This window comes from Streptomyces sp. NBC_00878 (genome assembly GCF_026341515.1).
Classification (GTDB): Bacteria; Actinomycetota; Actinomycetes; order Streptomycetales; family Streptomycetaceae; genus Streptomyces.
Genome location: NZ_JAPEOK010000001.1, coordinates 6,658,791 through 6,673,153, shown reverse-complemented (window position 1 = coordinate 6,673,153; position 14,363 = coordinate 6,658,791). Strand labels below are relative to the sequence as shown.

At 72.4% G+C, this 14,363-nt stretch carries 7 protein-coding genes; 5 read left to right on the top strand and 2 right to left on the bottom strand.

All coding sequences use genetic code 11. The features are described from left to right. Nucleotides 1-267: 267 nt before the first annotated feature. Nucleotides 268-1,017 (top strand): ABC transporter ATP-binding protein, encoded by a 750-nt coding sequence (locus OHA11_RS28940; RefSeq protein ID WP_266501333.1) that lies wholly within the window; start codon nucleotides 268-270, stop codon nucleotides 1,015-1,017. Beyond that, nucleotides 1,017-3,647 carry an ABC transporter permease gene (locus OHA11_RS28935; RefSeq protein WP_266501332.1) on the top strand — a complete coding sequence of 877 codons (2,631 nt, stop codon included), beginning with the start codon at nucleotides 1,017-1,019 and terminating at the stop codon, nucleotides 3,645-3,647. The genes OHA11_RS28940 and OHA11_RS28935 overlap by 1 nt, the downstream gene beginning before the upstream one ends. Before the next feature lie 168 nt (nucleotides 3,648-3,815). On the opposite strand, the gene OHA11_RS28930 is transcribed toward OHA11_RS28935, so the two are convergent. Both OHA11_RS28930 and OHA11_RS28925 read right to left on the bottom strand, forming a co-directional pair. Continuing rightward, nucleotides 3,816-5,060 carry a serine/threonine-protein kinase gene (locus OHA11_RS28930; RefSeq protein WP_266501331.1) on the bottom strand — a complete coding sequence of 415 codons (1,245 nt, stop codon included), beginning with the start codon at nucleotides 5,058-5,060 and terminating at the stop codon, nucleotides 3,816-3,818. A 191-nt stretch (nucleotides 5,061-5,251) separates the two neighbouring features. Continuing rightward, nucleotides 5,252-6,946: a serine/threonine-protein kinase gene (locus tag OHA11_RS28925; RefSeq protein WP_266501329.1), complete on the bottom strand. Its 1,695-nt coding sequence runs from the start codon at nucleotides 6,944-6,946 to the stop codon at nucleotides 5,252-5,254. 437 nt (nucleotides 6,947-7,383) lie between these two features. On the opposite strand from OHA11_RS28925, the gene OHA11_RS28920 reads away from it, so the two are divergent. The 3 genes from OHA11_RS28920 (at nucleotide 7,384) to OHA11_RS28910 (ending at nucleotide 14,342) form a co-directional block, all read left to right on the top strand. Continuing rightward, complete coding sequence (locus OHA11_RS28920; RefSeq protein WP_266501326.1) at nucleotides 7,384-11,190, top strand: FHA domain-containing protein; 3,807 nt, start codon at nucleotides 7,384-7,386, stop codon at nucleotides 11,188-11,190. 371 nt (nucleotides 11,191-11,561) lie between these two features. Further along, nucleotides 11,562-12,980, top strand: coding sequence for an ABC transporter substrate-binding protein (locus tag OHA11_RS28915; protein ID WP_266501325.1), 1,419 nt, complete (start codon nucleotides 11,562-11,564; stop codon nucleotides 12,978-12,980). An 81-nt stretch (nucleotides 12,981-13,061) separates the two neighbouring features. Then, complete coding sequence (locus tag OHA11_RS28910; protein ID WP_323186687.1) at nucleotides 13,062-14,342, top strand: sugar ABC transporter permease; 1,281 nt, start codon at nucleotides 13,062-13,064, stop codon at nucleotides 14,340-14,342. Nucleotides 14,343-14,363: the final 21 nt, after the last annotated feature.

The window sequence follows — 14,363 nt, the reverse complement described above, 5'->3', positions numbered from 1 at the left end:
CGTGTATGCCGTGAGGCATACACGCCGGGGGTGACGTATGCCTGCCGCGGGACCACGGGACGCCCTGTCACCCGGCCGTACCGTGCCGAAAGCCTGACATAGGCCGCAAAAAAGATTTCCTCGCGCTGCCGAAAGGTCCCCTCCGCCGACAGGGCCCCCCTTCGACGGGGACCTGAGGCATACACGGAATGCGGCCCGGGGGCAGACGACCGCGCACCCCGGCCGTTCCTAGTGTCGCTCTCACCGCGACCAAGGGAGAGAACGACCATGATCACAACCAGCGCGCCACCTCACCAAGCGGCCATCACCATGCGGAACGTGGTGAAGACCTACGGCACGGGGGACGCGGCCGTGACGGCGCTCGACGGCGTGTCCCTCGACTTCCCACGCGGGAGGTTCACGGCGATCATGGGTCCGTCCGGATCCGGCAAGTCCACCCTGATGCACTGCGCCGCGGGGCTGGACTCGGTCAGCGCGGGGACGGTACACCTCGGCGACACGGAGCTGACCGCACTGACGGACAAGCAGCTGACCCGTCTTCGCCGCGAGCGGGTGGGCTTCGTCTTCCAGTCGTTCAACCTGCTGCCCACCCTGACCGCCGCGCACAACATCCGGCTGCCACTGGACCTGGCCGGCCGTGGGGTGGACCGGGAGTGGTACGCCCACCTCGTCCACGTCCTCGGACTCGGCGACCGGCTCGACCACACACCCGGGCAGCTCTCCGGCGGCCAGCGGCAGCGCGTCGCGTGCGCCCGCGCCCTGGTCACCCGGCCCGACGTGGTGTTCGCCGACGAGCCGACCGGCAACCTCGACTCGCGCACCAGCCACGAGGTGCTGGACTTCCTTCGCCGCAGCGTCGACGAGTTGAACCAGACGATCGTCATGGTGACGCACGACCCTGCCGCCGCCGGCTACGCGGACCGGGTGCTGGTCTTCGACGACGGCCGGGTGGCGGGAGAGCTCATCGAGCCCACCGCTCAAATGGTCCTGGACAGCCTCAAGCAGGTGAGGGCCTGATGCTGCGCGTCACACTCGCCGGCCTGCGGGCCCAGACCCGCCAGCTCCTCGCCACTCTCCTCGCCGTCGCCCTCGGCGTCGGATTCCTCGCGGGCACCCTCATCTTCGGCGATACCGCAAAGGCCGCGGTGTACGAGGAGTTCGCCCGCGGCGCCAAGAACGTCGACGTCTTCGCGATGCGGGAAGAGAGCAGCGACCCGCTGGCGCCAAAGACCCTGAAGAAGATCGAGGCGGTGTCCGGAGTCGCCGCCGCCGAGGGCCGGATGACCCAGCTCCTGCCCCTTCTGGACAAGAAGGGCCGACTGATCACCTCCGGCGGAGGGTCGCCGGGTCTGGGCATCTCCGCGGGAGACGACCAGACCATGCGGGAGTACGACCTGAGCGAGGGCCGGGTGCCGACCGCGGCGGGGGAGGCGGCACTCGACCGCGCCACCGCGGAGCAGACCGGCTACCAGCCCGGCGACACCGTCACCGTGCTCGACCAGAAGCACGCCAAGCGCACCCTCAAGCTCGTCGGCGTCATCGACCTCGGTATCTCACCGCGCTACTCCGGCCAGTCCGTCGTCGTGGTGACGCGTGCCCAGCTGACCGCCTTCACCGGCGCATCCGGCTACGACGAGATCGCCGTCCGTGCGGACTCCGGTGTCGGCGCGGACGAGCTCGCCGGCCGGATCGGGGGCGTGCAGCCCTCGGGCACAAAGGTCCTCACCGGCACAGAACGCGCTGACATCCTCGCCAAGGGCACGCTGGGCAAGGTGGGCGGCTTCTTCAAGGCGCTGAATGTCTTCGCGGTGATCGCGGTGATCGTCTCCGCCTTCGTCATCCACAACACCTTCACCATCCGCGTCGCCCAGCGCGTACGCGAGACGGCGCTGCTGCGCTGCACCGGCGCCAACCGCGGCCAGCTCTTCCGCTCGGTGCTGGTCGAAGCCGTGGTGCTCGGCCTGCTCGGCGCGGCGGTGGGCATCGCCGGCGGACTGGTCGTCTGCTACGCCCTCTTCGGCGGCACCGCGGTCATCGGCCAGGCACTGCCACTGCACGCGCCGGTCGTCACCACCCTGCCGCTGGTCGCCGCGGTGCTCGTCGGCCTGGTCGTGACCGTACTGTCCTCGCTGATCCCCGCGGTCCGCGCCACCCGGGTACCGCCGCTGGCCGCCCTGCGCGCCGAGTCGTCAGCGCCCGACACGAAGCGCCGCATCGGTCTCGGCCGGATGGTCCTCGCCGGAGTGCTCCTGTGCCTGGGGGTGTATCTGACGCTCGACGGGCTGAGCGACGCGAAGACGGCGGTGAACACGGAAGACGCCATGGTGCAGGTCGTACTCGGCGGGGTGACCGCGTTCCTCGGGGTGGTGGTTCTCGCGCCGCTGTTCGCCGGACGGCTCATCGCCTTCCTGGGCCGGCTCCCCGGGCGCCGGGCCTCGGTGACGTACCGGCTCGCGGCGGCCAACGCGGGGCGCAATCCGGCCCGTACGGCGGCGACCACGGTCGCTCTGATGATCGGTGTCAGCCTGATGGCGGGCAGCAGCGTGATCATCGCCACCGCCGAGGCGTCGGCCAGTGCCGAGATCAACGACGACTTCCCCGTCGACTACGTCCTCAGCGCGGCCATGCTCGAGGACGTCACGTCCGACGATCAGGGGCGGCCCAGCGCCGTGGCGGAAGAGGAGAGTTCCGCCGACAAGCAGCCCCGAGGCGTCCCGGTCACGGTCGCGCAGCAGCTGCGCAAGGACTCCAGGTTCGCCACGGTCGCGAGGGTCCGCAGCACCGAGGGCTCCATCGACAACGGCAAGGACGACGGGCTCTCGGTCGACAACATCGCGGCGGTGGACCCGGCCGGCACCTCGGCCCTGCCCAAGGCGCGCACCGGGTCGATGAAGGCCCTCCGGAAGGGCACCATCGCCGTGTACCAGGGCAAGGAGCAGGCCGGGCTTCTGAAGGTCGCCGTGGGCGACCGGGTCAAGGTGAAGATCGCCAAGGGCAAGGCCCGGACCCTCACCGTCGTCGCCACCTACACCGGCTTCAGCCAAATCGGCTGGGCAGTGGTCAGCTGGCAGGACATGGCGGCCGTACAGAACTGGAAGGACGACACCAAGGTCCTCGTCAAGGCCGCCGAGGGCGTCCCGGCCAAGGAGTCACGCGACCGGCTGGACAAGGTCCTGGTCCAGCACCCGCTGGTCTCCGTGAGCGACACGGCCGGCAACCAGGAAAAGATCAGCGACGCGGCGGGGTCGATGATCGGCATCATCGCCGCCCTGCTCACCTTCGCGATCGTCATCGCGCTCATCGGCATCATGAACACCCTTTCCCTGTCCATCCTGGAGCGCACCCACGAGTCGGCGATGCTCCGCGCTCTCGGCCTGACCCGGGAACAGCTGCAACTCACCCTGGTGATCGAGGCAGTTCTGATGGCACTGGTCGGCGCGGTCGTCGGCATCACCTTCGGTGTGGTCTACGGACTCGCCACGAGCCAGGCCCTGCTCGGCAGCGACGGCAACCTGGTGCTGGAGGTCCCGCTGTTCCAACTGGCCGGGTACTCGGCGCTGACCGCGCTCGCGGGCGCGATCGCGGCCGTACTGCCCGCCCGCAGGGCGGCGAAGAGGCCGATCGTCTCCGCGATGGCCGACGCCTGACGGTGCCAGGGCCGGTCTCACCCGCTGAGCAACCACAAGCGCCCCGCCCAACAGGCGGGGCGCTCTCGTTTCCCGTCTTTCAGGGGCGCAGCCCCCTGCTTTTCAGGGGCGCGGGGAACTGCGCGACCAGCCCCCACCCACCCGCAGCCGGAAGACGGCCCCCGCCCGTCAGGGCGAAGCCGGTGCCGACGTCCCTGTCTCCTGGGGCGTCGCGCCCGCGTCGTCGCCCGAGGTGGCGAGCCACGCGCCCACCCCCACCGCGGCGACGAGCGCCACCCCCGCCACCCCCAGCGTGATCCGCCGGCGCCGGGCCGCGGCGGCCCGATGGCGCGCGGACCCCGGCCGGGGCGCCCCGGCGGCACGCGGAGCGCGGGCCGTGCCACGGGCGCCGCCCGCGAGCTCGTCCGGCCCCGGCACCCGCATCGACGTATGCGTGTCCCGGTTCGAGTCGGGCTTGGCCCCGGGTACGAGGGGAACGGCTCCGCGACGGACCCGCTCGCGGGGAGCCTGTGGCTCGGTCGGCGCGTCGTCGTACCCGCCGCCCCCGTCCTCGTCCCCGTCCGGCTCGTCCACGTCCAGCGGCGGCATTCCCGCCAGCAGGGGCAGCTGCTCCCGCAGCCGCTCGCCCAGTTCGGAGGCGCGCAGGCGGGACGCGGGCGCCTTCGCCAGGCACTGCACGAGCAGTTGCCACAGCTCCTCGGGGATTCCGGGCAGCGGGACGACGGTCTCGGTGACGTGCCGCCGCAGGACCGCCCCCGGGTGTCCCCCGCCGAACGGCGTGAACCCCGCGAGGAGTTCGTACAGCACGGTCGCCAGCGCGTAGATGTCGACGGCCGCCCGAGGGGGCAGCCCCTCGATGATCTCCGGCGCCAGATAGTCCGGCGTACCGATGATCTTCGTCGCCCGCGTCCGCCGCGGTGAGTCGATGAGCTTGGCCACGCCGAAGTCGGTGAGCAGCGCGGGGTGCGAGCCGCCGGGTCCGAGCGGCCCCTGCATGTCGAGCAGCACGTTCTCCGGCTTGACGTCGCGGTGCACGACCCCCGCTGCGTGGGCCGCGGAGAGTCCGTCGGCGACGTCGGCCACTATGGCGACGGCCGCCTCGGGCGCGAGCCGCCGTTCCCGGTCGAGCCGGGTCCGCAGGTCCGTACCGCGGACGAGGTCCATGACCAGCGCGAGGTCGTTGCCGTCGACCACGAGGTCCCGTACCGAGACGACGTGCGGATGGTCGAGGCCGAGCAGGGCCGTGCGCTCCTGCACGAACCGGCCCACGAGCTCCTGGTCGGACGCGAGGTCCTCGCGCAGCAGCTTGATGGCGACGGGCCCGTCGGGGCCCTCACCCAGCCACACCGTGCCGGCGCTGCCCCGCCCCAGAATCTGGTGCGCGGTGTACCGGCTGCCGATCTTCCGTACCAAGACTGCTCCTACGGGCGCGTGTTGCCGATAAAGCTACGCGCCCGCAGCGCCAACCTTCACTTCCGCGACAGAAATCACCCCCCAGGTGTCGACAAATCCCCAGAACCGCACCGCAGTTCTGGGGATTTCAAGGGGCAATCCGAGGAAAGAGCAGGAAAGACCGGAAAAGGCTTACAGCCTCCTGAAAAGACTTACTTACCGGATCCGCCGCCCAGGTCCTCGACCCACCCGGCGACCGTGTCGAACATGTCCGTCAGCTGGTCCCAGAAGCTCTCGGTCGTCCCGATCCAGCTCTGGAGCGGGCTGAACTCCCAGATCGCCCACGCGGCCAGGAACAGGATGACGATGGTGAACAGGCATCCCTTGAGGCAGCCGAGCCCGGGGATCTTCATCGGGTTGGCGCTGCGCTGCCGGGGCTCGCGCGGCGGCCGCGGCGCGGGCTGCTGAGGCTGCTGGGGCTGCTGGGGCGGAGCATGCCGCTGCTGAGGCTGTCCCTGGGGGGCGTACCCCTGCGGCTGCTGGGGCTGCTGTCCCTGCGGATAGCCGTACTGCGGCTGGTTCTGGGGCGGCCGCTGCTGCCTGCGCTGCTGAGGCTGCTGCTGCCTCGGCGGCGGCGGTGGCTGCTGCTGGGGCCGCGCGACCTGTCGCTGCGGACGCCGCCGCAGCGGGTCCTCGTTCGGGTCGATGTACGACTGCACCTGCGTCGGTTCGTTGCGGTCGCGGGCCGCGCGCAGCTGGTTCTGCCAGGGGTGCGGTTCCTCCGGGCCGCCGCCCGCCCCGGGCTGGTTCGGCGGCACCGGCGGCATCACGGCCGTCGGGTCGGCCGCGCCGCGATGGGGCAGTACGGCGGTGGGGTCGGCGGCGCCGGTGTGCGGCAGGACGCTGGTCGCGCCGTTCGGGTCGTACGATCCGGCGCCCTGCTGGAGCACCTGCGTGGGGTCGGCGGCGCCGGGCACGCCCGGTACGGCGGCGGGCGCCGGGTCCGGGGCGAGCATGACGCCCACGGCCTCGGCTGCGGAGATCTGCGCGGAGTTCGCGTGCACGCCGATGCCGTCGGCGACCGTACGGAGGCCGCGGGCGAGGTTCTCGGCGCTGGGCCGCTCGTCGGGGTTCTTGCGCAGGCAGCGCTCGATGACGGTCCACAGCGGGTCGGGGACCGTGGAGGGCCGGCGCGGCTCGGCGCTCAGATGCTGGTGAAGGACCTCCAGAGCGGACCCGCCGCCGAACGGCGGACGGCCGGTGACCAGCTCGTACAGCATGATTCCGGCGCCGTAGATGTCGACGGCGGAGGTCTGCGGGCGGCCTTCGGCCGACTCGGGCGCGATGTACGCGGGCGTGCCGACGAACTCGTGGGTGCGCGTCAGACCCGGGGAGTCGGCGAGGCGGGCGATGCCGAAGTCCGTCAGCATCGGGTGCATCTGGCCGCCGGCCTGGTCGAGCAGGACGTTCGCGGGCTTGAGGTCGCGGTGCACGACACCGTCGGCGTGGCTGGCGGCGAGCGCGTCGGCGACCTGGGCGGTGAGGAGCGCGGCGGCGACCGGCGACAGCGGCCCGTTCTGGCGCAGGTAGTGATGGAGGTCGGGACCTTCGATCAGGTCCATGACCAGCGCCAGCAGATCGCCCTCGACGACGAGGTCCCGTACGCGAACGATGTTCGGGTGGGTCAGACGGAGCAGCACGGAGCGCTCCCGCATGAACCGCATCACGATGTCCGCGTCGTTGGCGAGCTCCTCCTTGAGGACCTTGATCGCCACCGTCTCGCCCGGCTGACCGGGCACAGCCGCCTCGGCCCCCGCTGTCTCCCGCTGGCGGGCGCGCCAGACGGTGCCTGTGGCGCCGCGTCCAAGCGGCTCCTCAAGGAGGTACTTGCTCCCTACCGGCCGCACGTCATGCGCTCCCTGCTGCTTGCCTGACTGATCCGTCCACCGTGATACGGGTGGTTCCGCCCCACTGTAGTGCCGCCGAACCTGGCACCGGGCTGTCGTCCTGCTGCGGTTTCCCTCACTCCGTCCGCCCATGCATTACGCAGGGCGTGCCGGTATGTGTTCGATGAAAAGACGCTCGCTTTGGGTGGTTTGGTTGCCTGACCTTGACGTGACCGATCTCAAGCGGACATCGGCCAGGCATTGGTCAGGCACTTTTGCGGGCAGAGCCGACCAATCAAGATCACTTGCCGGTGGACCGCGGGCGCATTGTCAGTGGCAGGTGGGAGGATGCTCCCCGTACTGGCCGACGTGCCCGTGTGCGGTGGGGGGAATCTGCGGTGGGGGACCGCGGGGCGCCCCGGCGCGGGCGCCCGCGACAGAAGGGACCGCTGACGGCGATGCAGATCCGGCTGACCGTCGTAGACCCGCTGGGGACGCGCCCCGAGGGACGCCCCGCGTCCTGCGACGTGCTGGTCACAGCACCCGCCGGGACCGCGCTCGCGGCGGTGGCCTCCGGCCTCGCCTCGGCGGTCGGAGGCGAGGGCGCCGGGGTGCTGTTCGCGGGAGCGGAGCGGCTCGACGCACAGCGCTGCACGCTGGGTGAGCCACCTCTCATGGACGGCGCCGTGCTGTCCCTGGGCGCCCCCGCGGAGCCCGGTCCCGAGCTCGACCCCGCCGCGGCACAGCTGCGCGTGGTCGCAGGACCCGATGCCGGAGGGGTCCACTTCCTGCACGGCGGCCGGATCGACATCGGCCGCTCCGCCGACGCCGACGTACCCCTGGACGACCCGGACGTCTCCCGCCTCCACTGCGCCGTGACGGTCGCGGCGGACGGCCACGTCTCGGTCGCGGACCTGGGCTCCACGAACGGCACGACACTGGACGGCCGACGCGTGAGCGAGCGCCCGGTGCGACTGGCGCCGGGGTCCCTCCTGCGGGTCGGCGAGTCGGCACTGCGCCTGACCCCGGCGGGCGAACCGGATGTCGTACGGGAGACAGCGCCGGACGGCGAGGGCCGTGTCCGGGTCGTGACGGCCCCGGAGACACCCGGGCGAGGAGCCCCGCCGGCCCCTGTCGGCGGTGCGGGACAGAAGCAGTCGGCGCCCGGCGAGGCCGCGAGAGTGCCCCACGCGCGCGAGGCGGGCGAGGAGGGCGACCAGAGTGACGGGGGCGCTCCGGAGGCGTCCCGTTCCCGGGTCGCACCGCCCACCGGCGAGACGCATCACGGGTACGGCACCGCCGGTTGGGGTGCCGCCGAGGGCGGGCGCTCCCACGGGGCCCAGGGGCACACGCCCGCGGGCCCGGCCGTCGTGCCCGGACAGGGCGGGGCGCCGCGGATGGAGAGCACCGACTCCGGAGCGCCATCCGGAGCGGTCCCCGAAGACAGCCCGGACACCTCGGCCCCCGGTGAGAGCGGGCGGAAAGGCACTCCCCTCCGGGGGACGTCCGCGCCGCGCGAGGCGCGCAAGCGCGGCGGACTCTCCGCGTGGGCCCGCCGGCTGGCGGGCGGCCGGAGCGACGAGCCGGACGCGGAGGACGACGACGCGTACGAGACGTACGGGGCGTACGAGACACCGGCCGCCGAGCCGGTGGCCGCGGGCGCGCCCGAGCCCGAGCGGTGGCCCGATCACGCCGCGCTGCTGCTGACCGCGCTCGGACCGGGACCGCGGCTGTGGGAGCGCGGCCCGGGACACCCGGAGACGCTCACGGTGCGGCTCGGCACGGCGGACCGGAGCGCGCCCGACGGCTCCGGCACACTGCCCTCGGTGCCGGTGACGGCGGGCCTGCGGGAGGTCGGCGCACTGGGCCTGGCCGGGCCGCGCGGCCGTCTGTCGGGGCTCGCGCGCGCGGTGGTCGCCCAGCTCGCCGCGCTGCACTCGCCCGACACCCTGGAAATCACCCTGATCAGCACCGACCGCTCGCGTTCCGTGGAGGAGCGCACCGCCGAGTGGTCCTGGCTCGGCTGGCTCCCCCACCTCCGTCCCACCCACGGCCAGGACTGCCGTCTCCTCCTGGCCTACGACCGCGAACAGGCGACGGCGCGTACGGAGGAGCTGGTCCGCCGCCTTGAGGACCACCTGGCGGAGGTGGGCCGGGCGTCCGCTGCCGGCGGTGGAGCGTTTCGGCTCGGCGCGGGCTCACCGGACGACAACGGGGCCTTCTCGCCGTTGAACCGATCGGGCGCCGGCGAGCGGCGGGAGCCAGGCACCGAGCGGGGCCAGGGCGGCGGCACGAACGACCGCCCCGGGGCGTCCCCCGACGACCCCACCCGCGCCCGCCCACGCCACGCGTCGGACGACGACCCGGCCCTCGCCGGTGAGCGCACCGATTCCAGGTCCCGGACCACCGACCAGACCTCCGGCCCGGCACCCGCCCGCGCCCACCCCACCGCCCGCGACAGCAACACCACCCACCTGGGGCTCCCCCGCAGCGGTACGCAGACCAGTGACGCGGCCGCCCGAGGACAGGCCAGGCGGCCCTCCTGGGCGCGGTCCGACGATCCGGCGCGGGCCGGGTGGCAGGGCCCCCACACCGTCGTCGTGGTGGACGGGGACCCCGGGTCGGCCGGTGTACGGGAGGCCGTGTCACGGCTCGCGGCCGAGGGGCCCCAGGCCGGCATCCATGTCATCTGTCTCGCCGAGACACCGTCCGCGTCGCCCGCCTCGCCGGTGACGGACACGTACGAGGCGGCCTGCGCGGCCTCGCCCGCCTTCCGGGAGTGCGGTGCCGTCGCGCTGCTCAGCGGTGACGTGGCGACGGCGCTGCGGCTGCTGCGCGTGGCGCACGGCAAGCCGGCGGGCGGCGGCTCGGCCACCCCACAGGGCGGCCCGGTCGGCCACGGCACGGTCGCCGCGGTGGACGCCGTGTCCATGGCGTGGGCGGAGCGGTTCGCCCGGGCGCTGGCACCGCTCCGCGCGGACGGCGTGGCCGGTGACCGGCACACGCGCGTGTCCGCGCCGCTGCCCCAAGCCGCCCGGCTGCTGGACGAGTTGGGGCTGGCGAGGGCCACCCCGGCGTCGCTGATGGCGCGCTGGGCGGACGCGGCCGACGACACGGAGGCGCTCGGCGGCCGGGCCACGGCCGTGCTCGGCGCCGGCCCTCGTGGGCCCGTCTGCGTGAACCTCTCGGACGAGGGCCCGCATCTGCTGGTCGAGGGCCCCTCGGGCAGCGGGCGTACGGAGCTGCTGCGCTCCGTCGCCGCCTCGCTCGCCGCCGCGGAGCGGCCCGACCGGCTCGGCATCGTGCTCATCGACGGCAGGGACAGTACGGGCGGTGGCGCGGCCACGCGCGGGGACGGGCTCCAGGTGTGCACGGACCTGCCCCATGTCACGACGCACCTGGGCGCCCACGATCCCGTACGGATGCGGGAGTTCGCCCAGTCGCTGTCCGCGGAGCTGAAGCGGCGGGCCGAGCTGCTCGGGCGGCTCGACTTCGCCGAGTGGCACGCCGGGCAGGACCGCAACGACCGGCAGGATCGGCACGACCGACACGACCGGCAAGGGGTGTCGGGCCGTGTCGTCGCGCAGCGCTCCGCCGGGGCCGGGTCGGCTGGTTCGGTCGGCGCGGCTGGTACGGCTGGGTCGGCGGGCGGGGTCGCCGCCGGTGCGGGTGCCGGGGACCTCGACGCGTCCTCCACCTCCACGCTTCGGCTGCGGCCCGCCGCGGCCCGGCCCCGGCCGGAGGCTGGCCCGCCGCTCCCCCGGCTCGTCGTGGTCGTCGACGACCTGGACGCGCTGCTGTCCCCCGCGCTGGGTTCCCCCGGGCGGCCGGCGGCCGGTTCGGTCGTGCGGGCGCTGGAAGCGGTGGCGCGGGACGGGGAGCGGCTCGGGGTGCATCTGGTCGCGGCGACCGGGGGCGGGGCCCGGACGGACGAGACGGAGCTGGCCCGGCGGGCGAGCCTGCGGGTCGTTCTCGAAGCGCCCACGGCCGGGCCGGAGGAGCCCGCGCCGGGGCGGGGGCGTCTCGGCGTGTCGGCCGGTCGTTCAACGCCGTTCCAGGCGGGCCGGGTGACGGGGCGTATTCCTCGTACGGCGACGCTGCGGCCCACGGTTGTGCCGCTGGAGTGGGCTCGGATGGGTGATCCGCCCGCGCGCAGGCCCGTGCGCGAGCTGGGCAATGGGCCGACGGATCTGGCGCTGCTGGCGAGCGCGCTGGAGCGGGCCGCACGGTCCGTGTCGGCGACGGAGGTGCCGTCGCTTCTTTAGCGCCGGCGGCGTTTGGTTTTTTCTTCGCCCCCGCCGCCCCTACCCTCCCCCACTCTCGGCTTCGCTCGAGCGGGGGGACCCCCATCGTCCCTTTCTGGGGGCTGCGCCCCCAGACCCCCGCATCGCGCTGAACGCGCTCGTCCTCAAACGCCGGACAGGCTGGTAGTCAGCCCCTCCGGCGTTTGAGGAGCGGGGGTTCGGGGGCGGAGCCCCCGAGTCCCCCCGGGGCTCCGCCCCCATGACCCCACGTCACGACGCGGTCACGATCACGGTCTTGACAGCGCAGGCGCTCTTGCCGCCTCCAAGCGCACGGGCGTAGACCAAGAACGCACGGACAACGCTCGGACGTTCGACGGAGAACGGGGCAAGCCATGCGCAGCAACACTCTTCGTATACACGCGTCGCACAACACGTCTCACAACGCATCGCGCAAGAGGAGCCGGACCGCACGAACCGCGGCCGCCGTCGTCGCGGGGGCGATGGCGCTCACGCTCACGGCGTGCGGCGGTGACGACGACAAGGGCGACGAAGGAGGCGGGGGAAGCGAGACCAGCGGCAGCGCCGCCAGTGTTCAACTCCCCAAGCTCGACGGCCAGAAGCTGGAGGTCGCGGCCGTCTGGACCGGCCCTGAGCAGGACAACTTCACCAAGGTCATGGACGAGTTCGAGAAGCGGACGGGCGCGGAGGTCAGCTTCGTACCGACCGGCAACAACACGTCCACCTTCCTGGGCACGAAGATCCAGGGCGGCAAGCCGCCGAACGTGGCGTTCCTGCCGCAGGTCGGTGTGCTGCATCAGTTCGTCGACAAGGGCTGGGTCAAGCCCCTCGGCGCCGAGGCACAGGCGCAGATCGACAAGAACTTCTCGGCCGGCTGGAAGGACCTGGGCGCCTACAAGGGCAAGCAGTACGGCGTCTACGCGAAGGCCGCCAACAAGTCCCTGGTCTGGTACAACACGGCCGCGTTCGAGGCGGCCGGGATCACCGAGGAACCCAAGACCTGGGACGAGTTCGTCCAGACCGCGCAGACGCTGTCGGACGCCGGTTCGCCCGCGGTCTCCATCGGCGGACAGGACGGCTGGACCCTCACCGACTGGTTCGAAAATGTCTATCTCTCGCAGGCAGGACCGGAGAAGTACGACCAGTTGGCGAAGCACGAGATCAAATGGACGGACCCCTCCGTCAAGGAGGCTCTGACCACGCTGGCCCAACTGTGGGGCAAGGACGACCTGATCGCGGGCGGCAAGGCCGGCGCACTGCGCACCGAGTTCCCCAAGTCGGTGACGAACACCTTCTCGGGTGACACCCCGGCCGCGATGGTCTACGAGGGCGACTTCGTCGCGGCGAACATCAACGCCGACACGAAGGCGAAGATCGGCACGGACGCCAAGGTCTTCCCGTTCCCGGCGGTCGGCGACGAGTCGCCGGTGGTCAGCGGTGGTGACGTGGCCGTGATCCTGAAGGACGACAAGGCCTCGCAGGCCCTGATCACCTTCCTCGCGTCGACCGACGCGGCCGAGCTCTGGGCGGCGCAGGGCGGCATCATCTCCCCCAACAAGGAGATGGACCTGAAGAGTTACAAGGACGACGTGGCCGGAGACATCGCCAAGGCGCTGCTCGACGCGGGCGACGACTTCCGCTTCGACATGTCCGACCAGGCCCCGGCCGCCTTCGGCGGTACCCAGGGCGCGGGCGAGTGGAAGGCGCTGCAGGACTTCCTGAAGACCCCCTCGGACGTCGCGGGCGCGCAGCAGGCGCTCGAAGCGGACGCCGCCAAGGCGTACAAGGGCTGACGGCAGCCCATGTCGTCGCAGGTGGCGACGGCGGGGGGCCCGGCTGGTCCGGTGCCCCCCGCCGGAAAACGCAAGAGCGTGATGGGTACCCGGCCGTGGGTGGCAGGTCTGTTCCTGCTGCCCGCGCTCGTGCTGCTCGGCGCGCTCGTGGTCTACCCGATCGGGTACTCGGTCTGGCGCAGTCTGTACGACGCCGACGGTTCGGGCTTCGTGGGGCTGGGCAACTACGGCGACATCTTCACGGACGACGCCACGTTCACCGCGGTCAAGAACACCGCGATCTGGGTCGCGGTGGCGCCCGCCCTGGTCACCGGGCTCGGCCTGATCTTCGCCGTACTGACCGAACGGGTGCGCTGGGCAACGGCGTTCAAGCTCATCATCTTCATGCCGATGGCCATCTCCATGCTGGCCGCGGGCATCATCTTCCGGCTCGTGTACGAGGCGGACCCCGACCAGGGCGTGGCCAACGCCGTGGTGGTGGGCGTGCACGACACCTTCGCCGAGTCGTCGGTCTATCCGAAGGCGCGCCCGTCGACCGAGAGCGATCTCAAGGCGTCCGGCGGGGGTTCCTTCACCTCCACGGGCACGGTGAGCGCGAGCACTCCGGTGCTGCTCCCGCTGGTCGGTATCGCCCCGAACAAGCTGCCCGGCGACCCGGGGGACGCGGAGCCTGCCCAGGCCTCGGGCGACGGGGTGTCCGGCACGGTCTGGCTGGACTTCAAACTGGGTGGCGGCGGCGAGAAGGGCGCCATCGACGCGGGTGAGAAGGCTCTGCCCGGCATCAAGGTCGAGGCGGTCAAGGACGGCAAGGTCGTGGCCTCCACGAAGGCGGGCGACGACGGTACGTTCACGCTGCCGGCCTCCGCCGACGGTGCCCAACTGCGCCTGCCCGCCTCGAACTTCGCGGCGCCCTACAACGGCGTCGACTGGCTCGGCCCGAGCCTGATCACGCCGGCCATCATCGGTTCGTACGCGTGGATGTGGGCGGGTTTCGCGATGGTGCTCATCGCGGCGGGGCTCGCCGGAGTGGACCGCAACCTCCTGGAGGCGGCCCGGGTCGACGGGGCCAACGAGTGGCAGGTGTTCCGCCGGGTCACCGTTCCGCTGCTCGCGCCGGTCCTCGTCGTCGTACTGATCACGCTGATGATCAACGTGATGAAGATCTTCGACCTGATCTACATCATCGCCCCGCAGCCCACCCAGGACGAGGCCAACGTCCTGGCCCTGCAGCTCTACAACTCGTACACAGGCGGTGGCGGAGACCTCGGCCTCGCCAGCGCGATCGGTGTGGTCCTGCTGCTGCTCGTCATGCCGGTGATGATCGTCAACATCCGCCGACTGCGAAGGGAGCGCCGACGGTGACCGCACCCTCCGTACCCCTGA